Raw genomic sequence first — 19,114 nt, 5'->3', positions numbered from 1 at the left:
AGAGCCATCGCGTGAATACTCGGCTCGGTGATCTCGGCGTTGATGACTGGACGATCGACCTTTGGAGTCAATGCCGACCACAGGTCCTCGTCGCACAGCATCCCCGGCACGAGAACGAGGGGATCGGCCTGCGAAATCACCGCGGCACCAGTGCATACGGTGCGAGATAGCCATTGTGATCGATGGCATCGCCGGCGTCAGCTGCCGCTTTGACGACCTCGTCATCCCACTCGAGACGAACCCGTCCGTCGCCGCTCGTGACAACCAGCATCAGAGCGTCCGTCTCGCCGACATTGCGCATCGAGCGGAAGGTGTTGGGTGGAATCGACACCATGCCCCACTCCGAGAGAACAACGCTGAGGGCTTCGCTGCCGCGATTGACGGTGATCTCCCAGTCGCCGTCCTTGACCATGAGCACTGTGTTCTCCGCATGCCGGTGCAACGAGACGCCTTGCCCGGGCTTAGCGCGCAACCAGGTGGCGGCATGGCCGTGCGGTGCGACTATTCGAGGCAGTTGATCGCGGTTCTCGCTGAACCCGAACCCGATAACAGGCCCGACCTCCACCCCGCCGCCGGGGAGCGCCGAGTCGAGGAGCGCGCGATCGGACCAGTCGATGTCTTCCGCTGCCGCAATACGCGCACGCATCTGCTCCTCGGAGTAGTGCGGTAGTGTCGCCAACTGCTCGGCGGTGAGTGGCTGGACCAACTGATCGTCATCGGGCGCCTCGTCTCCAGCGATCGTGTCTAGGAGTTTCCCATCGGCGGTGAGCAGTAGGCCATGCTCCTTCGCGTCGGCGAGGACACTGGGGCTCCAGATGATTCCGCCTGTCTCGTCCATCCCGAGCACGGTGAACAGGATGCCGTCATCGGGTCCGATGTTTGTGAATCCGCGGAAAATCCAGGTGGGGATCGAAGCGATCTGTCCTTCGCTCAGGACCGCCTCGCCTTCGGAGCCGTCGACCCCCCAACGGAGCAGGAACTTTCCCCGAAAACAGAGGAAGACCTCAGCCGTGAAATGAAGATGGAGATTGTTGGTCACCCCGGTGGGCATGGCCGCAGCGCCGATCTGAAAACCGTGGGGCTCGGCGAGGTTGACGAACTGGTCAGCGCTTTGGCTGACGCCCCGACCGATCATCGAGTAGTTCTGCTTTTGGTCTGATCCAGGGGTTCGGCAGTCGATGAATGCTTGGTTGCACGAAACAAAGTCGGCGCGATGAATGGTTCGGCGACGCAACTCGGCTTGGCTGATTGATGTTTCGGGGTTCATCGAATACTCCTCGGTAAGACGATGGAATCTGCACGGGTCGAATGCTGTGCAAGAATCTGTATACGTATGCATACTGCGCGTCGACCTGTCGACTGTCAACCCCTTTGCCGATCCATCACTATCGCGCTTCGCCAAAACCGGCCAAGTGCAGCATGATTCGCACGCTGTGTTGGAGCTGCGTGCTCTCTTTGCCTGCAGCGATGCGTGGTGTGCGACTCTTGTAACAGTGGACACTGTTCATTCGCGTGCAGGATGATGTGAGGAGCGAGATAATGGGTGTCACCAGTCGTGACGTCGCACGGTTGGCCGGGGTTTCCCAGCCAACGGTCTCGCGGGCTCTGCGTGGCGACCCGCGGGTGGCGGCCGCGACGCGCCAGCGAGTCGAAGACGCGGTCGCTGCCCTCGGCTACGTACCGAGTGAGGCGGGCAGGGCGCTGGTCACTCGTACGACGCGACGCGTCGGAATCGTAGTCACTGATTTGACGAACCCGTTTTACCCTCAGCTCATCGGCCCCTTGCACGACGAACTGGAAAAGCATGGGTATCGGATCATGGTGTTCGCGGAGCGTTCTGACAGTCTGACCGCGGTCGAACACCTCGTCGATGGTTCTGTGGACGGGGTTGTGCTATTGACCACGACCGTCGGTTCGCGGTTGCCGGTGGAATTGGCCAGACGCGGGATGCCCTTCGTATGTCTGAACCGTGAGACCGATTCGGGGTTGGGTGATGCGGCCGTCGTCGACAACACTACTGGCGGGCGGATGGTGGCCGACTACCTGGTTGACCTTGGGCATCGTCGGCTGGCGGGCGTCTTCGGCCCGGAGAACACGAGTACCGGGCGGGATCGTGAGCTCGGGTTCAGGCTGGCGCTCGCGGATGCAGGGATAGGTATCGCGCCAGAGTGCTCGATGCATGGCCCGTTCGAGTTTGACATGGGCTACGAGGGAATGCTGCGGCTACTCGAACTACCGGAGCGGCCGTCAGCGGTGTTCTGCGGGAACGATGTCGTAGCGATCGGCGCGCTCAATGCCGCGATGTCGGCGGGGGTGAACGTCCCGGCCGACATCAGCGTGGTCGGGTTCGATGACATCCCGATGGCTGGCTGGGAGGCATTTCGCCTCACCACAGTTGGAAACGATCTCACCGAGATGTCTGTCAAGGCGGCGCAACTCCTCGTGCGGCGGTTAGCCGACCGTCGCGGCGGCCATGACGATGGCGGGCAACGCCGCGTCGTGCTCGAACCGGTTCTGGTCGAGCGGACGACAGCATCAGCGCCACCGGCCCACTGAGACGGTGCGACTGCCGACGCCGCCGAAGTGGACCCTCGCTCTCTTCGTATGCGCACCCAGCTCTTCTGGCTGATGCAGGCATCGTTTTGGTAAGACGTTGTGATGCAACGTTTTCTGCTATCGAAATCTTCGTCGACAAACTATTGCCGTAACGTTATTCATACGTATACACTCTCTAATGAGACGCCAGTCACAATGTTGTGAGGCCCTCCGGGGTCGACTGCCTGCCGGCGTCGGACGAGCCCCTGAGCTGGGGTGAGGAGCGAGAGGTGAACTGACATGACCACCAAGAGACCACTATTAGAGGCGCGCGGCCTCAGTAAGCGATTCGGGCATGTTCACGTGTTGCGCGGGGTCGATTTCTCCGTGTACCCCGGTGAGGTCACGGCGCTGATAGGCGACAACGGCGCGGGAAAGAGCACCCTTGTCAAGACCCTCTCCGGCGTCCTTCAACCCGACGACGGCCAGCTATTCATCGACGGTGAACCCACGGTCATCAATTCGCCCTTGCACGCAAGGGAATTCGGTATCGAGACCGTGTACCAAGACCTCGCGCTCGCTCCCGACCTTTCGGCGGCGGAGAACGCATACATCGGTAGGGAACTCTGTCGGCCAGGGGTTCTCGGCCGGCTCGGCGTCCTCGACAAACGCAGTATGCGCACGAAGGCAGAAGAAGCCTTCCGCTCACTCGGAACCGACCTGAAAGACCTTGATGCGCCCATCGCAGCCTTATCAGGCGGACAGCGACAGTCGGTGGCGATCTGCCGGTCGGCGATGTGGGCGGATCGGCTCGTATTCATGGACGAGCCGACCGCTGCGCTCGGAGTGGTACAGACCCGCAAAGTACTCGACCTCATCAAGCGGGTCGCCGAAACCGGGGTCGCCGTCGTACTGATCAGCCACAACATGCCCGAGATCTTGGAGGTCGCCCACCGTGTGCAGGTATTGAGAATGGGGTGTCGGGTGGCAGACCTGGTCGCGAGTGAATGCACCGTCGAAGACCTCGTCGGAGCGATGACCGGAGCACTGGACGGAGCCGCGTGACATGAGTACTACAGAACCCGCCTCGCCGAACACGCAGGCCGCGAAGAAGGTAACGGCAGCATCGACGATGGAGTTTGACGAGAGCCCCCGGTTGGTCGGCACAGGGCCCACGGTGTCGGCGCGCCCCCAGTGGGAGCGCTCGTTCCGACAACTGCGAAGCTCGACGCCTGTCTACATGTTCGGTGTGATGATCGCGCTCTTCGTCGCGTTCTCTGTCCTGGCCCCAGACGCGTTCCCGACCTTCGCCAACGTCAGAAACATGCTGATGGACGGGTCGACATTGTTGGTGTTGGCCGTGGGCGTCACCTACGTGATGATCGCTGGTGGAATCGACCTGTCGGTGGGGTCGGTCCTTGTTTTCGCGAATGTCGCTGCCGCGAAGACCATGACCGCGATCGGCGCCGACAACGCTTGGTCGATCATCGCGGGTGCATTGGTGGCCATTGCGTGCGGCCTCGCGTGGGGGATCTTCAACGGATTGTGCATCACGAAACTGCGCGTTCCTGCGCTGATCACAACGCTGGGCACTCTCGGTGCAGTATTGGGGCTGGCGAATGTTCTGGTGGACGGCAACGACATCAGTGATCTCCCCAGCACCCTGATCTCGCTTACAAGTAGTCGAATCCTCGGGTTGAGTCCGCTGATCTGGGTCGCCGTGATCGTGGTCATTATCGGCGCTGCAGTGTTGAGTCTGACCAGGTTTGGCCGACATACATTCGTCATCGGCTCCAATGAGGAAGCGGCTCGGCGAGCAGGCATTCACGTGGACCGGCACCAGATCAAGCTCTATGCACTCAGCGGAACCCTGGCCGGTCTGGCCGGACTGATGTCGCTGATCAGGTTTGACACGACAACTCTTTCGGGCCACACCACTGACTTCCTTGCCGTTATCACCGGCGTGGTTCTCGGCGGGATCAGTTTGTTCGGTGGTGTCGGCAGTGTTTGGGGTGCCGTCGTTGGCATTTTCATCTCGACGATGCTGATCAACGGGTTCACCATCACTGGCGTTCAACCATTCTGGCAGCAAGTGGCGATCGGTTTCATTCTCATAGCAGCGGTCTACATCGATCAGCTGAAGCGGCGTAGCCGCGACCGCGTGTGAAGGCGAGGACGTGATGCTCAGCTTTAACGATGTCACGAGCCGACGGACACTGTCGCTACTGGGTGCCTGCGCTGTCACGGTGTCGGTTGCCGCGTGTGGTGCGCATTCCGATGCGACGCCTCCTCACGAGGTGCGCGGTCAGCGGGTGGTCTACATACCCGGTCTGACCGGTAATCCCTTCTACACGAGCGTTTCCTGTGGCGCTGAGGCAGAAGCTCGCAAGCGTGGGATCGACTACTCGACCCAGGGTGCCGCCGAGTTCTCGGTTCAGTTGCAGACCCAGATTGTCGAAGCGGTTGCGGCGAGCCATCCCTCCGCTATCATGATCGCGGTCACCAATCCGAAGGCTATGATCGCGCCACTGCGTGAAGCCAAGCGAGAAGGCATCAACGTCATCACCATCGATGGTGACCTTTCGGACAAATCAATCGCACTGACAAATATAGAATCCGACAACTATCGCGGCGGGCAGCTCGCCGGTGAAAAGATGGCGCAGCTCGTCGGTCGTAAAGGCGATGTTGTCGATATCGACAGTGCTACAGGATCGGTGGTGGCCGAAGCGCGTCGCGAGGGCTTCATCGACGCAATCAAACGCTACCCGCAGATGAACTTCATCGGGGTTCAGTACAGCGAGAACTCTCAGGCGAAAGCAGCCCAGATCGCCTCGACGCTCAGCACGTCCAATCCGAATCTTGTTGGCATATATGCGCAATCGACGAACAATACCGCAGGGGCGATCACCGGCCTGCGTGAAGTGGGCAAGACAGGAAAGGTCAAACTCGTCGGATTCGATGTCTCCGACCCGATCATCGAGGCACTGCACGCGGGCGAGATCGAGGCGACTGTTCTTCAAGATCCGATATCTGCGGGACGCCTCGGAATTGACTCGGCGGCGCGGGCCATCGAAGGAAAGCCCGTCGAGCGTGACCAACAACCCACGTTTGCAGTTGCCACACCGCAGAACTTGGATGATCCGGTGATCAAGGCCCACATGTACAAGACCCATTGTTGACCTGCCACCAACAGATCAGACGGCACTCAGAGGAAAGAAAAACATGAAGTTCACACCTACCCGACTGGACGCACTCGACGGGAAGTTCCGGCTCATCAAGACACCTGACGCCGACCGCCCTGAGGCACAACGTGATCCTAAGGTCGTCGAAACCGTCTCGGAGATGCTGTCGACCATCGAGCGACGGGGGATCGACGCCGTCAAAGAGTACGCGCAGCAACTCGACGGATATGAGTCGGAGGCCTTCGGTCTCGGCGCGGCCGAACTTGCCGCATCGGGGGATGTCCTCTCGTCGGAACTCCGCGCTGCGTTGGAACTGGGATCGGAACGCACCAAAGCTTTTGCACGTGAAACCCGGTCTCACCTGGTCGATTTCGAGATCGAGCTCGCGCCGGGGCTGGTGACGGGCCAACGGTATGTGCCGCTCGACCGCGTAGGGGCATACGTGCCCGCAGGTCGATTCCCTCTGCTGGCGGGAGCATTCATGACCGCAGGGGTCGCCAAGGTGGCGGGAGTGTCGAGGGTGTTGGCGTGCACGCCGCCGCGACGAGACGGCACTGCTGATCCGGCGGTGCTCTATGCCGCGCACCTTGCAGGCGTCGATCAGATGTATGTCCTCGGCGGTGTCCAGGCGCTCGCCGCGATGGCTTTCGGTCTTCTCGACGATGATCCGGTTGACATGATCGTCGGTGCAGGCAACGCCTTCGTGGCTGAGGCGAAACGACAACTCTTCGGCAAGGTGGCCATCGACCTCCTAGCCGGCCCGTCTGAGGTGGCGGTGATCGCCGACCACACCGCCGATGCGCGAGTCGTCGCTGCCGACCTGTTGGGGCAAGCGGAGCACGGGACGGAATCTCCGGCAGCGTTGGTCACCACATCAGAGCAATTGGCCCGCGACGTTGTGGCTGCGGTCGAGGACCAACTCGGCGAACTCAAGACCGCGGACATCGCCGGACCTGCTTGGCGCGACTACGGGTCGGTCACGTGGGCGCAGGACCAGGAGACAGCCATCGCCCTCATGGACGATCTGGCGCCCGAGCATCTGGAGATCCAAACCGAAGACGACGACTTCTACCATCGGAATCTGCGTAATTACGGCTCGATCTTCCTCGGACCGTGGAGTACAGTCGCGTATTCCGACAAAGGTATGGCAGGTACCAATCACGTACTTCCTACAGCAGGAGGGGCTCGACACAGTGCGGGATTGTCGGTGTCGCGCTATCTCAAGCCGCTGACCTATCAGCGCGTGTCGCGAGAGGCCACCCCGGCCGCCGCGGGCGCGGTCGAGACCATCTCGCGGTATGAGGGGATGGCGGCTCACGAGGCCACGGCTACCGTTCGATTCGAGGCCTACCGTCGGCAGGAAGCCTGATGACCATGTCCAAGAACGAAGACGCAGTCAGCGCGACACCCTCGACACCCACTCCGGTTCGGGTGCGCGACACATCGACCGAAGGACCGGATACGCACTCTTCCCCGAATCGCGTTGCGGCGGCTGCGCCTAAAAGGATGATGCCGCCAGACTTCTCAATAGCACTGCGCCCCGGGAACGGTGCGGATACCGTCGGTTATCGGGCCGGACAGCGCCGACAGTCGATGCGCGGTTTCGAAGACACCTACGTCGACATCGTCGACTACATCGTGCGCATCACACACCGGATCTGGGAAGACCAGGACATCGGGTACATCTACGATACCTACTCCCCGGGGTGTCGACTGCACACCGACAGTGGGCTGCAATACGGAGTGGAGCCTCTCGTCGAAGGAACCATCCACTCCATCAATGCCTTTCCTGACATGCGGCACTACGCCGACGATGTGATCTGGGCAGGCGACGACGAACAGGGTTTCGTCACGAGCCACCGAGCCATCAACACCGGCTATCACACCGGGCCTTGGAGATGGGGACCCGCGACGGGACGCAAGCTCGACACCTGGGTCATCGCGAATTGCCTCGTGCTGGAGAACGAAATCGTCGAGGAGTGGGTGCTCTACAACACTGCTGCGAAGCTGGCAGCTGTTGGCGTCGATGTCATCGCGGCGGCCCGGGCATTTGGAAACGAGGGCGGTGTCGCGCCGCTCAGTGAAAGAGATGCGACTGAGGTAGATCGCCTTCTCGGCGGCCGGAAGCCGATGCCGTACGCGCAGGCATCCACCGACGATTTCGAAGTCGAACACATGGTGCGTGCGCTATGGCACGACGTCTTCAATCGACGAGACCTGAGCGCGATCAACCGCGCGTACGGTCCCGGAGTGCTGTGGAACGGTACGACTAATCGGGTCGGCCGTGGTCGCGGCGATGTTCGCGCGTTCGCGCGGAACCTGTTGGCCACGTTTCCGGACCTCGGCGTCACGGTGGACGAGGTCTACTGGATGGGCAACGATGTGGACGGCTACCGCGTGATGGTGCGATGGCTTGGCGCAGGCACACACCGCGGATATGCGCTGTACGGGAAGCCGACAGGGCGTCGCGCGCATCTGTGGGGAATCGCGCAGCTGTACATCAAGGACCGGATGATCGTCGAGGAGTGGAACCTCTTCAACGAGTTCGATGTCCTCGCGCAGCTTCTGCGTGAGGACAACCCGCCGCTGGTGCCGTGACACGCCTGGCATGTGTTCCGCTGCGGCCGCGCATCGGCGATCTCGCTTATAACGTCCGCGTGATCGAGACGAACATCGGTGCGGCGGTCGCAGCAGGCGCCGACATCGTCGTACTACCGGAACTGGCCAGTTCGGGATATATGTTCGCCTCCCAGGAGGAGGCAGCGAGCTGCGCGATCACCGCTGATGACGGTGCGGTGTCCCAGTGGATCGCAGCGGCGGGATCGGCCACCGTTGTGGTTGGCATCTGCGAGACATCGGCTGACGGCAGGCTCTACAACTCAGCGCTCGTGATCGACAGCTCTGGGGTGCAGGGAATCTATCGCAAATCGCACCTCTGGAACCAGGAAAAGGCATTCTTCGCCGCAGGTAATGACTTGCCGCTCCTGGTCGACACACCACACGGGCGCATCGCTGTGATGATCTGCTACGACCTCGAGTTTCCAGAGCTGACCCGTTGGGCCGCCCTCGAAGGAGCAGTTCTCATTGCGGCACCAGTGAACTGGCCGCTGGTCCCGCGGGCAGCAGGCGAACACGCACCTGAGCAGATCATGGCCAAAGCTACCGCACGGGTAAACGGTGTATTCGTCGCCTGCACAGATAGAACGGGCAGTGAACGCGGACAGGACTGGACTGAAGGTACGGTCATTGTTGGGCCCGATGGGTGGACAATCGGATCGCGTGCCCATGATTTCGTGGTGGTGGATGCAGAGCTCTCGGCGGCGTCCAACAAGCGACTCGCGGAAGCAGCGGACTTGTTTGCCGATCGCCGAGTCGACTTGTACACGAGCCCGAAGAGCCAATCCTCAGCAACATCTGTCAACGACGCCTGAAGTCTGGCCCACTAGCGACGGGTGACCTTGTCAACCTGATTCGGCCCCGGCATGGCGGGCCGACTTGGCGCCGGCATCGATCACCAGGAAAGGATTTGGTTCGCGTTGTCGATGAGTACGTATGTTGAGTCCGTATCGCACGTCGAAGGGCTTGAGTGTAGTTGGCAACGCAGCGCGGCGACTGGCGTGCGGCCATTGATGAAGTACCCCAGGTTTTGTTCCTATGTGGGTGCCCAGGGCCGGGACGGCTGGCTCACTGGGGGTGAGACCCCGGTCAAGGTCGCCTCGTACGCGGCTGGGGGACCATAGCCGCGGGCAACGCGGCGGCGTTGGTAGTTGTACCACCACGCGTATTCGAGGGTGGCCAACTCGACCTGCTCCACGGTGCGCCATGGACCATGCTCGCGGATCAGCTCGGTCTTGTAGGCCGAGTTCACGCTTTCGGCCAGCGCGTTGTCTTATGAATTCCCGACGGGCCCTACTGATGGTGTGATTCCCAACTCGATCGGTCGGTCGGTACAGGCCAACGATAGGTACTGGGCCGATTCAACTGGTCGTCGCAACACGGTTTGTGTGAGTGATTGTAGGTGCTCGTCGAAGGCTTCGGCGGGTGTTCGGCATCCCATGGTCTTGCGGGGGCGGGTGCTGAGCGCGTGAGCGACGGCCGCGAGTTCTTCGGCGGACCACGTGGAAAGATTGGTCCCCTCCGGAAAGTATTGGCGGAGACGACCATTAGTGTTCTCGTTAGTTCCTCGCTGCCACGGCGAATGCGGATCGGCGAAGTACACAAGGACACCGGTCTCGACCTTGAACTGAGCTTAGGTCTGAGTCAAACGCGAAGCGACAGGGCTGTCGGCTCCGGTCCAAAAGTGAGCAGGTAAATCCGGTCGAAGAGTGAGCACCATCCAATGATTGGAGAGTGATCACTGTGGAGGACTGGGCGTTGATTCGTCAGTTACATCGGTCGGAGGGGTTGTCGCAAGCGGCGATCGCCCGGCAGTTGGGACTGTCACGCAATACGGTGGCTAAGGCGGTGCGTTCGGACGTGCCACCTCGGTATGAACGGCCACGTCCGCCCTTGTCGGGGTGGGCGCAGATCGAGCCCGCGGTCCGCGAGCTCTTGACCCGTTTTCCGGCGATGCCGGCCACGGTGATCGCTGAACGCGTCGGCTGGTCGGGTGGCCGTTCCTGGTTCGCCGAGAACGTTTCCCGTATCCGCCCGGAGTATGCCCCCGCCGATCCGTGTGACCGCCTGGTTCACCGTCCGGGGGAGCAAGTGCAGTGCGATTTGTGGTTCCCCGGCCAGTTGGTGCCCGACCAGACCGGGGTGCTTCGGTCGTTCCCGGTGTTGGTGATGGTCCCCGCCTATTCACGGTTCATCAGTGCGGTGATGGTTCCCTCGCGGATCACTGGAGATCTGTTGGCCGGTATGTGGCTGCTACTTGCCGAACAGATCGGTGCTGTTCCACGAACATTGCTGTGGGACAACGAGTCAGGTATCGGGCAACGCCGTAACTTGCGGCGGGTGTGTACGGGTTCTGCGGCACGCTGGGTACCAGGATGATCCAGGCCCGCCCGTACGACCCGGAGACCAAAGGGGTGGTCGAACGGGCCAACGGCTATTTCGAGACCTCGTTTCTGCCCGGACGAACCTTCACCTCGCCAGCGGACTTCAACGCCCAGATCCAGCAATGGCTGACTGGGGCAAACACTCGCGTCCACCGCACTACCAAGAGGCGACCGGCCGAGGATCTGCTGGCTGATCGCCAAGCCATGGCTGCCTTGCCGCCGATCGTGCCGGTGACTGGGACCTCGACGACAACGAGGCTGGGTCGCGATTACTACGTGCAGATCGCCGGATCAACGTACTCGGTCAATCCGGAGGTGATTGGGCGGATGATCACCGTGACCGCCAGCCTCGACCAGGTCGTCGCTACATGTGGTGACCGGGTAGTGGCCGAGCATCAAAGATTCTGGGGCCCAAACGGTTTAATCACCGACCCCGATCATGTGACAATCGCCAAATCGCAACGAGAACACTACAATTCGCGGCTACCAACGCCTCGAGGTGTGGATGTTCAGGTCGCAGATCTCAGCGATTACGATCGGGCGTTCGGGACCGGGGAGGTCGCCTGATGGCCACTAAACGTCCCAGCGCACCCTCCGATGCCGACAAGTTGATCGCCCATCAATCCAGGCTCCTCAAAGCACCGCGGATCGCCCAGAACTATGCCCGGATCGCCGAGCAAGGCCGGGCCGCGGGTTGGGCGTTGGAGGACTATCTGGCCGCCGTGCTGGCGGTGGAGTCCAATGCCCGTGCCGAATCGGGAGCGCGTCTTCGTATTCGAGCCGCGGCGTTCCCGGCGATCAAGACAATTGCCGATTTCGATTTCACCGCCCAACCCGCGGTGGACCGCGCCCACATCGCCCGCCTCGAAGCCGGTGGCTGGCTTTCTGAAGCACGCAACATCGTCCTCCTCGGACCGCCGGGCACCGGGAAAACTCATCTCGCGACGGCGCTGGCCGTAGCTGCCGCTCACACCGGCTATCGGGTCGGGTTCGCCTCGGCAACCGCGTGGATCACCCGGCTGGCCGAGGCCCACCGTCTCGGGCGGCTCGATGCCGAACTCAAGAAGATCAGCCGGATCGGGCTCATCGTGATCGACGAAGTCGGCTACATTCCCTTCGATGCCGAAGCGGCCAATCTGTTCTTCCAACTGGTCTCGAGTCGATACGAGAAGTCGTCGATCATCTTGACCTCCAACCTGTCTTTCTCGCGGTGGGGAGAGGTCTTCGGCGAGGCCACAATCGCCTCGGCAATGATCGACCGGATCGTGCACCACGCCGACGTCATCGCCCTCAAGGGCACCAGCTACCGCATCAAACACACCGCAATCGAGTCACTACCTTCCGTCGAAGCTGACCGTGAGGCAAACTCAAACCCGTAACCTGCTCACTTTTCGACCGGACAAAGCAGCGCACTTTTCGACCGGAGCTGACAAGGGCGTCGCCGAGAGACTGATGTTGCTCTGGCATATGCGCTGGTCCGTGCGATGCGGTTGCCTAAGGACTCCGCCGAGCGTGTGAACATGCAGCAGTTCAAGCTGGCACTCGTCGGCGATCTACCGGTAGAGGCCGCTGAGGGCGCTGAGCGAGTTCTTCTCCGTTGTCGAGGCCACGCCCGCATGGGTGGATCGCGGCTTGTGTGAACCGAGGGGCCGGGGTCTATAGACGGCTGGGAAAGAATGCGAATGATGTTCTGCTTCAGTTGTCGTTGATCGGCGGCTATCGGTTCGGCGGACCCGCCGATCTACTAACGGCCACGGCGCTTGACTGGTTCCACCGCACTTCTCCACAGGAGAGATTACGGTGCCACCCATTCCACCTGACCGCCCGAGCGCGGGGCCGTGAATCGCCCCGGGTTTGCTGGAGGCTCGGTTAGTTGGTTCCAGCGTTTGCGGGGACCGGGTTCTCACGGTAGCTGGTGACGGTTTGGGTCGACCAGTAGGCGCTCTCGTACTCGACGGGTGGGACGTGTCCGATCTCGCCGTGCAGGCGGCGGTGGTTGAACCATTCGACGTACTCAGCGACGGCGATCTCGACCTCGCCCACACCTGCCCAGCCGCCTCGCGGGCGCATCACGGGGTTACGGATGCATTCGGCTTTGAACAGCGAGTTGAACGCCTCAGCCATCGCGTTGTCGTATGAATCCCCTTTGGAGCCAACAGATGTCACCGCTTCGGCTTCGGCCAGTCGTTCGGTGTAGCGGATGGCTCGGTATTGCACTCCGCGGTCGGAGTGGTGGATCAGCCCGGCCACGTCGTGGCCGGCACGCGACCGTGCCCACAATCCCATGTTCAGGGCGTCGAGGGCGAGGTCGGTGTGCATGGTGGTCGAGACCTGCCAGCCGACGACCATCCGCGAGAACACGTCCAGGACGAACGCCGCGTACACCCAGCCCGAGTGGGTGCGGATGTAGGTCAGGTCCGCCACCCACAACGCGTTCGGTGCCGCCGCGGTGAACTGACGGTTGACCCGGTCAGCCGGCCGGGGTGTTTCAGCTCCCTCGCTGCGCGTGGTCTTGCGTGTCTTGAGTCTCGCTATCCCTTGCAGCCCATCGGCTTTCATCAATCGCTCGACGGTGCAGCGGGCAGCACTATGGCCCTGTCTGCGCAATTGGGCATGCACCTTGCGGGCACCGTAGACGCCGAGGTTGTCGGCATGCACCGCGCGGACCTGGGTAAGGAGCTCCCGGTCACGCACCACACGAGGCGCCTCGGTCTTCTGGGGGCTCAGGTGGGCTCGTACCGTGGACGGAGCGATCTGGGCGGACGTATCGCGCAATGCCGCACAGATCGGATCGACTCCGTGTTCATCGCGGTGAGCCGCGACGAACTCCACGATCAGCGCTGTGGGCGGTCGATCTCCGCCGCAAAGAAAGCCGAAGCCTGCTTCAAGATCGTGTTCGCTCGCCGCAGTTCACGGTTCTCCCGCTCCAACGCCGCGATGCGGTCAGCGTCCTCACTCGTGGTGCCCGGGCGGACCCCGCCGTCGATCTCGGCCTGACGAACCCAATTGCGCAACGCCTCGGGATGGACTCCGAGCTGATCGGCGATCCGCTTGATCGCACCTCTCGACGAATCGGGATCTCGTCGCGCTTCACATGCCATCCGGGTGGCCCGGTCCTTGAGTTCCTCACTGTACTTGCGTGGTGCTGCCATGCTCTCCATCCTTCACAGGTTCGAGAGCCTCCGACAGACCCGGGGCGGTTCACCGAAGGCTCCTGCTCCGAAAGTCCGCCAATGACCTCGCCGATCAGATTCCGGGCCACGTTGCCGAGGTCGATGCGGGACTTCGCAAGCACAACCTCGACCTCGTCGCCCGATAGCGTCGCGTGGCCGCCGACCTCAATATAAGGAGCGGCCTTCGCGGGTGCCAGCCACGTCATCGTCGTAGATGCAGTCCCACTCAAGCGCGACACGGCCCTTAAGCTGGGCGCTACCTACGCCGACATCGACGAAGCCACCCAGTTCGCCCGCAGCGTGACCAACGGTCAGGGTGCCGACATCGCGGTGGTGACCGTTGGATCACCACCGGCGAACACGTCGCACAGGCCTTCGCCGCGATCCGCAAAGCAGGCACCGTCGTCGTGACTGGACTCGGCGACATCACCAAAGTCGGCCTACCGATCTCAGTCGGAGAGTTCACTCTGTTTGTAAAGACCATCAAGGGATCGGTATACGACTCCCAGAACCCGAGCTTGACCCATACGATCCCGCGAACGGTTTCGCCGAGCCACCGGAGTTCTCCAGTTACCCGGCGGAATTCGTCCAACGCTACCGGGCGGCGCAGGCCGCGCCAGTGCGGCGAATCGACGAACGGACACGAGAGATATTGCAGCACAGTAAGTCCGCGCAGGAACGTTATGCCGCGGGCGGTGAACCACACGATCGACGCTCCGCACTCTCGACCGGCGTGCTCACCGTGTACCGAACCGATGCTGATCTGCGCTGCGTCGACGCGGGACTCGACCCGAACGATCGGCCCTACGGGTCGCTCTTCGGTCGTCGGCCCGATCTGACGAACTATGGGGTGGTGGGATTCGGCCGACTGGTGACCCCGGAGGCGTGGCTGTCGACCTGGTCCGGCCTGGAGAGCAGGGCGAGCCTGCGGCGGACCGCGCCCGCTGTCAATGTGCCGGTACTGCTGATCGAGCTGTCCGGTGACCAAGCGTGTTTCCCAGCCGACGCTGTGGAGTTCGCAGCTGCCTTTGCCCACGACGACGTTACTCACCTCCGAGTGCCGGGGCGCCATTTTGGCGCGCCGTTACACCGAGGAATGGCTGCGGCATCGACATTGTCCGGCATGCATATCGGCGAGTAGCTGCCGCAGCGATGCCCCGCCGCTACCTAGCAGTTACGGGGCCTGAGCGCGGCCGCGTTGCTCACCCGATGCATCGACCTGCCGACCAACACTGAATGCCTTAGCGATCCCGCTGAAGCAACCAGAGGGCCTTACGCTCACTTGCCACCAGAATCAAGCTATTGCGCAGCGAAGCAACACAACTGAAGAAGTCCCTGGCTACCTTGGTGGCAGGCACAGCGCCAGCAACATCGCCAGTCTTCGGACCGGGTACCGATACCGCTGCCGCCCTACTCATTACCATCGGCGACAACCCCGACCGCCTCCGTTCCGAAGCAAGTCGCTTCAGTGGGTTGTTCTGCTCGCGTAGTTCCTTGAGTTCCTTCGTGGCGTCGCCGTCCATGCCGCCCTATTGGCGGCGCCAGTTGTACAAGGTCGCTGCCGACACCTCGAGGTCGGCGGCGACCCCCTCGCCGGTCTTGCGTTCCGCGGCCAGCTCGTCGGCCGGGCGCAGTTCGCGCACGATGTCCTCGGCTGAGTGACGTTCCCGTCCTGCGATGTTCTTCATCGTCCCTTCTTTGCCCTCATCAGTGCAATTAGGACTCTAAAACCACCCGGGCCGGTTAACTGGGGACACGCCAGGCTGGTATCCGGGCCAGGAGGTCCCGGGACGCGAGAGATATTGGGACGGAGCTAAATGGACTACCAACACGCGATGGTCTCGCTAAGTGGCCGCGTCGTTGCAGCCACTGTCCGAAGCGTGCTTCGAGTTTGAACTCCTCTCGCTGAGCGAAGCGCTCGGCCACCCTCGCAGGCACCGAATATGCGCTGGAGTCTTTCGGCAACCAATCGTCGGTTGATAAGTCGTTGATCCCCGGGAGCACAGGGATGAGGTCGGGCTGGCAACGGCACGGAGCAACTGTTCTTCTTCTCGGCAAGCGGCTACAGCGCCCAAAGCATCGAGTACGCCGACCAGATGCAAGTCCTCCTCATGGCCTACGACCCCCTCGGCGAAGTAGAAGGCGTGAACCAGGCGGCGAGGGCATTTCTGGCTGGTGTGGGCAAAGTGCCGGCCACCGTGGAGGCGGGGACGGACTTGGCGATTAGTCGCGGTGCTTACGGCGATCCTCATCGTCGTTTTGAGTGCGGCGATCTTGCTGTGGTGATCTTGACCAAGGTGTCGGTCCCACGCGATTAACTAGGTGTCATGAACAGGCAGAGCAGAGCAGCACGGTGGCTGCGAATCTTGGAGACCTCCGAGGGCTTCGTTGAATCGGCCCTTGAGGCTCTCGCGGCGTTCCGCCAGCATGGTGGCGATATCCCGCCTGAAGGAAGGCTCCTTCTCGTCAGACACAGTAGTGACTCGATAAAGCTGGCTGCTGAGGCTGACCCGCCGATTGACGGGACCCCGCTTGCCACGCAACTCGACCACGTTATCGAGTGTGCAATAGGCCTCGGCCCGGCTGCGGACTTCGAGGTCACCTTCAACTCTCTTCTCGCGGCAATCAAGGATGTGCTGCCGGGGCTGCGAGAGACCGTAGTCGACGATGTTCAGTCTGCGAAGGACATTGTCTCAGAACTGGAACGTAGCTTCATGGTGTCCTTGACAGTCTCGATGACTGCTCACACAACGACGCTGGCTTGGGTGAAGGAGTGGGAAGACGCCCACATGGACTACCTGGGAGGCAGGCGGGCGGACATCGGACACTACCGAACTATGCGAGCGACCAACGTCGATCCAGAGAATCCTTACGGATCAATGCCGGAGCCGCCAAACTTCTGGGCGGATGAGCCGGGCTCTGGCCGCATCCATGTGCAGCACCTGATTGCTGCAATTCATTCGGGGAGCAACATGATGGTCGCTGGCGCGGGGATGCGTTCGTTCGACTACTACCCCGAAGTGCAGACCATCCAGTACGGACAGTGGTTCGCGTATATGCACGCAGTCTGGGAAGAGCAGTTCAGAGGGCAACTCGCAGATTTCTGGAGCCGGGGGCTTCCGGAGGGTGCGCTGCCGTTCAAGTCGAGCGATATCGTTAATGACTTCTTTGGGGACATAAGGCTGATACGAAATGACTTCGTGCACAACAAAGGTGAGGTACGTGAGTCTGTGAATCTCAAGTGTCTGGGATGGGACCTGGAGCCAGGCGAGCCGATCAGGATCGAAGTTGAGCGCATGGTCGAGCTGATGGACAAGTTCCCGCGCAACGAACTTCTGGAGCCGCCATCACGGCAGGCAGCAGATCAGCCAGCGAAGGTGCAACTGCGAAAGAACATGCCGGGGAGCGGCAAGACTGAACTCGTCGATCAGTTTCAGAACATCGTCACTAGCAACCAGTTCAACAAGGGACGCGCGATCGACGAGATGTTGCAGTACTGGATCGACAAGCATCAATCGCCCGACCAAGCCAGCTGAGAATACGAGAAGCGAAAGTTGACGGTCTAGACGCTGGGGTCCACATTGAGTGATAGAAATCTAAACGGAAACCATTGCGTGGCAACAACACTGCGAATCGAATCATTCGCACCCGAGAACATCAGAGAACGCACCGAGCGACTCGAGCCCGCTGCTGCTGGTGACTCGCTACTCAAGCTGGTCGGCACCACCGACTATGCGACGGGAGACATCCTCTACGTAGGCTCACTCAGTCGTGAGGGCTGCGAGAGAGCCGTTGTGGCGTCGGTTGGCACTCCAACTCAACTCACGCTCCACAGCGATGCGGGTACGTCGAGCCGATCCAATCCGTCGGGAACCGGACCGCTTGTCGCAGCCGCGACGTAATAGTCAAGCTCGGTGCCTTCTTCGCGCGACGAAGAGATCGCATCGTGAACGCTGAGCACACCCGCTGGTTCCTGGTCGGAAAGGTCAGCGATCGTCGCCCACTGCTCATCTGTGATCTTCTCGACGAACTCCGCTGCGGTCGGATTCACGCCCTCGTAGATGAGGGGTATGCGGGTGCGCAGCCCGGCCAGCGCGAACGCACCCTTTTCGACGATGCGGTAGTTCATGGTCGTGCTCCCTTCGACTGTGATGGTGAAGGTGAGCTTGGGCTGCGAACGGAGAACCACGCCTGGACGGCGTGCGGCCTCGGGGCCGACGCCATGGACAGCTTTGAACGCGCGTGAGAACGCATCGGCAGAGGTGTACCCGTACCGGACTGCGACGTCCTGTAACGCTCCTTGTCGTGAAACGACCGAAGCCGCCGCGAGCGTCATACGGCGCCGCCGCACGTACTCCGAGAGCGGCATGCCCGCGAGTGTGGAGAACATCCGACGGAAATGGTGCTCGGACATCAGCGCGATCCGGCTCGCGCGACGCACATCGACCTCGCCCTCGAGTTGCTCCTCCAGCGAGGCAATTGCCAGGTTCAGCCGCTCCATGCTCACCTTCCTTCCATCTCGACGCTAGAAAACCGCAAAGACACAGGTCCGATGATCCATGCGCGAGATCGTCGGGAGTATCGAGCACAGTCCGCCCCAAGCTGACACCAGGAGCGGTCACGTGCTCCGAAGTGATGTGCTCACAACATCACGGCGGGCAACACCTAGTCGGCACGAACCAGTTCCGCGAGCCGCTGCTGGGTGGGGGAGTCTTCCTCGGCGAAGTTGAGGATGAGTTGTTGTTCTGGCGCGCCGGCGTATCGGAAGATTTCCCAGTCGAGGACGAGTTGTCCGGCGGTGGGGTGGTTGAGGGTTTTGGTGCCGAAGTCTTGTCGTGCGACGTGGCGTGCCGACCACCATTGGCCGAATTGTCGGTCGGCGATGGTGAGTTCGCCGACGAGTGCGGCCAGGGCGGGGTCGTCGGGGTTGGCTGCGGCTTCGCGGCGCAGGATCGCCACGCATGAGCGTGCGACCGAGGGCCAGTCGTCGAACAGGGTGCGCATGCGTGGGTCGGTGAAGATGAGTCGGACGTAGTTGAGCTCTCGTGGAGTGCAGGCGTCGAAGTCGACGTAGACCTTGGCGGCCAGGCGGTTCCAGGCGAGGATGTCGGTGCGCGGGCCCAGGACGATGGCGGGGGTGTCGGCGAGTTGGTCGATGAGGCGTCGGACCTGCGGGCGGATACGACTGGATGCGCGTACGGGTTTCGTCGTCGCCGGTTGGTGG

16 protein-coding genes, 4 pseudogenes and 1 other annotated feature are annotated in these 19,114 nt (G+C 61.7%); of the genes and pseudogenes, 13 read left to right on the top strand and 7 right to left on the bottom strand.

Annotated elements, in window-relative coordinates; all coding sequences use genetic code 11:
• Positions 1–136 precede the first annotated feature (136 nt).
• A complete protein-coding gene (locus tag GOOTI_RS23915) occupies positions 137–1,135 on the bottom strand; it encodes a cupin domain-containing protein (RefSeq protein WP_233425574.1) in 999 nt (332 codons plus the stop codon).
• A 404-nt stretch (positions 1,136–1,539) separates the two neighbouring features.
• Here GOOTI_RS23915 and GOOTI_RS23910 point away from each other — a divergent pair, with 404 nt between their 5' ends.
• From GOOTI_RS23910 to GOOTI_RS23880, 7 genes are all read left to right on the top strand, one after another.
• Positions 1,540–2,556: a LacI family DNA-binding transcriptional regulator gene (locus GOOTI_RS23910; protein ID WP_007241183.1), complete on the top strand. Its 1,017-nt coding sequence runs from the start codon at positions 1,540–1,542 to the stop codon at positions 2,554–2,556.
• 279 nt (positions 2,557–2,835) lie between these two features.
• Positions 2,836–3,600 (top strand): ATP-binding cassette domain-containing protein, encoded by a 765-nt coding sequence (locus tag GOOTI_RS23905; protein WP_007241182.1) that lies wholly within the window; start codon positions 2,836–2,838, stop codon positions 3,598–3,600.
• A 1-nt stretch (position 3,601) separates the two neighbouring features.
• Entirely contained in the window at positions 3,602–4,702 is a 1,101-nt protein-coding gene (locus tag GOOTI_RS23900) for an ABC transporter permease (protein WP_007241181.1), read from the top strand.
• Between the two features lie 13 nt (positions 4,703–4,715).
• On the top strand, positions 4,716–5,714 hold the full coding sequence (locus GOOTI_RS23895; protein ID WP_007241180.1) for an ABC transporter substrate-binding protein: 999 nt from the start codon (positions 4,716–4,718) through the stop codon (positions 5,712–5,714).
• 43 nt (positions 5,715–5,757) lie between these two features.
• Positions 5,758–7,086, top strand: a complete 1,329-nt coding sequence (hisD, locus tag GOOTI_RS23890) for a histidinol dehydrogenase (RefSeq protein ID WP_007241179.1) — start codon at positions 5,758–5,760, stop codon at positions 7,084–7,086.
• A 224-nt stretch (positions 7,087–7,310) separates the two neighbouring features.
• A complete protein-coding gene (locus GOOTI_RS23885; protein ID WP_233425573.1) occupies positions 7,311–8,315 on the top strand; it encodes an ester cyclase in 1,005 nt (334 codons plus the stop codon).
• A complete protein-coding gene (locus GOOTI_RS23880) occupies positions 8,312–9,148 on the top strand; it encodes a nitrilase-related carbon-nitrogen hydrolase (RefSeq protein ID WP_007241177.1) in 837 nt (278 codons plus the stop codon). The genes GOOTI_RS23885 and GOOTI_RS23880 overlap by 4 nt, the downstream gene beginning before the upstream one ends.
• 221 nt (positions 9,149–9,369) lie before the next feature.
• Here the strand turns inward: GOOTI_RS23880 and GOOTI_RS27330 are convergent, their stop codons facing one another.
• Positions 9,370–9,597, bottom strand: coding sequence for an IS3 family transposase (locus tag GOOTI_RS27330; RefSeq protein WP_083836001.1), 228 nt, complete (start codon positions 9,595–9,597; stop codon positions 9,370–9,372).
• A 120-nt stretch (positions 9,598–9,717) separates the two neighbouring features.
• A pseudogene (locus GOOTI_RS25460) lies at positions 9,718–9,966 on the bottom strand (IS30 family transposase); the annotation flags it as partial.
• 110 nt (positions 9,967–10,076) lie between these two features.
• Between GOOTI_RS25460 and istA the strand changes: the two are divergent.
• Together istA and istB are read left to right on the top strand one after the other, a co-directional pair.
• Positions 10,077–11,284: pseudogene (gene istA, locus GOOTI_RS23870) on the top strand (IS21 family transposase).
• Positions 11,284–12,096: an IS21-like element helper ATPase IstB gene (gene istB, locus GOOTI_RS23865; protein ID WP_007241172.1), complete on the top strand. Its 813-nt coding sequence runs from the start codon at positions 11,284–11,286 to the stop codon at positions 12,094–12,096. The pseudogene istA and the gene istB overlap by 1 nt, the downstream one beginning before the upstream one ends.
• A gap of 490 nt (positions 12,097–12,586) precedes the next feature.
• Here the strand turns inward: istB and GOOTI_RS23860 are convergent.
• Positions 12,587–13,869, bottom strand: a protein-coding gene (locus GOOTI_RS23860) for an IS3 family transposase (RefSeq protein WP_085949824.1) whose coding sequence is annotated in 2 segments (ribosomal slippage) — positions 12,587–13,581 and positions 13,581–13,869 — 1,284 coding nt in all. Because the reading frame shifts where the segments join, the coding sequence is not laid out codon by codon here.
• Positions 13,463–13,591: a sequence feature (AL1L pseudoknot), on the bottom strand. It overlaps the preceding gene by 129 nt.
• 195 nt (positions 13,870–14,064) lie before the next feature.
• Here GOOTI_RS23860 and GOOTI_RS26975 point away from each other — a divergent pair.
• Positions 14,065–14,408, top strand: a pseudogene (locus tag GOOTI_RS26975) (zinc-binding dehydrogenase); the annotation flags it as partial.
• Between the two features lie 134 nt (positions 14,409–14,542).
• Positions 14,543–15,031, top strand: coding sequence for a hypothetical protein (locus GOOTI_RS23850; RefSeq protein ID WP_138985378.1), 489 nt, complete (start codon positions 14,543–14,545; stop codon positions 15,029–15,031).
• Positions 15,032–15,419: 388 nt separating this feature from the next.
• Here GOOTI_RS23850 and GOOTI_RS26345 read toward each other — a convergent pair whose 3' ends face one another.
• Positions 15,420–15,578 carry a hypothetical protein gene (locus GOOTI_RS26345; protein WP_007241168.1) on the bottom strand — a complete coding sequence of 53 codons (159 nt, stop codon included), beginning with the start codon at positions 15,576–15,578 and terminating at the stop codon, positions 15,420–15,422.
• 82 nt (positions 15,579–15,660) lie between these two features.
• Between GOOTI_RS26345 and GOOTI_RS27325 the strand changes: the two are divergent.
• Together GOOTI_RS27325 and GOOTI_RS24865 are read left to right on the top strand one after the other, a co-directional pair.
• Positions 15,661–15,738, top strand: a pseudogene (locus GOOTI_RS27325) (DUF2510 domain-containing protein); the annotation flags it as partial.
• Positions 15,739–16,217: 479 nt separating this feature from the next.
• Complete coding sequence (locus GOOTI_RS24865; RefSeq protein ID WP_007241166.1) at positions 16,218–17,426, top strand: hypothetical protein; 1,209 nt, start codon at positions 16,218–16,220, stop codon at positions 17,424–17,426.
• Between the two features lie 281 nt (positions 17,427–17,707).
• On the opposite strand, the gene GOOTI_RS23830 is transcribed toward GOOTI_RS24865, so the two are convergent.
• Both GOOTI_RS23830 and GOOTI_RS23825 read right to left on the bottom strand, forming a co-directional pair.
• The gene (locus tag GOOTI_RS23830; RefSeq protein WP_007241164.1) at positions 17,708–18,391 is read right to left on the bottom strand and encodes an AraC family transcriptional regulator; all 684 of its coding nucleotides are present in this window, start codon (positions 18,389–18,391) and stop codon (positions 17,708–17,710) included.
• Between the two features lie 164 nt (positions 18,392–18,555).
• Positions 18,556–19,114 (bottom strand): MmyB family transcriptional regulator (locus GOOTI_RS23825; protein ID WP_007241163.1); only part of this gene is annotated, 559 nt, incomplete at its 5' end.

The sequence above is a fragment of the Gordonia otitidis NBRC 100426 genome (genome assembly GCF_000248075.1).
GTDB lineage: Bacteria > Actinomycetota > Actinomycetes > Mycobacteriales > Mycobacteriaceae > Gordonia > Gordonia otitidis.
Note: the sequence above shows the minus strand (reverse complement) of the source record. Positions and strands in the feature narration are given on the sequence as shown.

Bases quoted from the DNA above. Each gene is read 5' to 3' on its own strand.
- GOOTI_RS23885 (WP_233425573.1), top strand. From the start codon at position 7,311: ATGCGCGGTTTCGAAGACACCTACGTCGACATCGTCGACTACATCGTG.
- GOOTI_RS23910 (WP_007241183.1), top strand. From the start codon at position 1,540: ATGGGTGTCACCAGTCGTGACGTCGCACGGTTGGCCGGGGTTTCCCAG.
- istB (WP_007241172.1), top strand. From the start codon at position 11,284: ATGGCCACTAAACGTCCCAGCGCACCCTCCGATGCCGACAAGTTGATC.
- GOOTI_RS23830 (WP_007241164.1), bottom strand. From the start codon at position 18,391: ATGGAGCGGCTGAACCTGGCAATTGCCTCGCTGGAGGAGCAACTCGAG.
- GOOTI_RS24865 (WP_007241166.1), top strand. From the start codon at position 16,218: ATGAACAGGCAGAGCAGAGCAGCACGGTGGCTGCGAATCTTGGAGACC.
- GOOTI_RS26345 (WP_007241168.1), bottom strand. From the start codon at position 15,578: ATGAAGAACATCGCAGGACGGGAACGTCACTCAGCCGAGGACATCGTG.
- GOOTI_RS23895 (WP_007241180.1), top strand. From the start codon at position 4,716: ATGCTCAGCTTTAACGATGTCACGAGCCGACGGACACTGTCGCTACTG.
- GOOTI_RS23905 (WP_007241182.1), top strand. From the start codon at position 2,836: ATGACCACCAAGAGACCACTATTAGAGGCGCGCGGCCTCAGTAAGCGA.
- hisD (WP_007241179.1), top strand. From the start codon at position 5,758: ATGAAGTTCACACCTACCCGACTGGACGCACTCGACGGGAAGTTCCGG.
- GOOTI_RS23900 (WP_007241181.1), top strand. From the start codon at position 3,602: ATGAGTACTACAGAACCCGCCTCGCCGAACACGCAGGCCGCGAAGAAG.
- GOOTI_RS23915 (WP_233425574.1), bottom strand. From the start codon at position 1,135: ATGATCGGTCGGGGCGTCAGCCAAAGCGCTGACCAGTTCGTCAACCTC.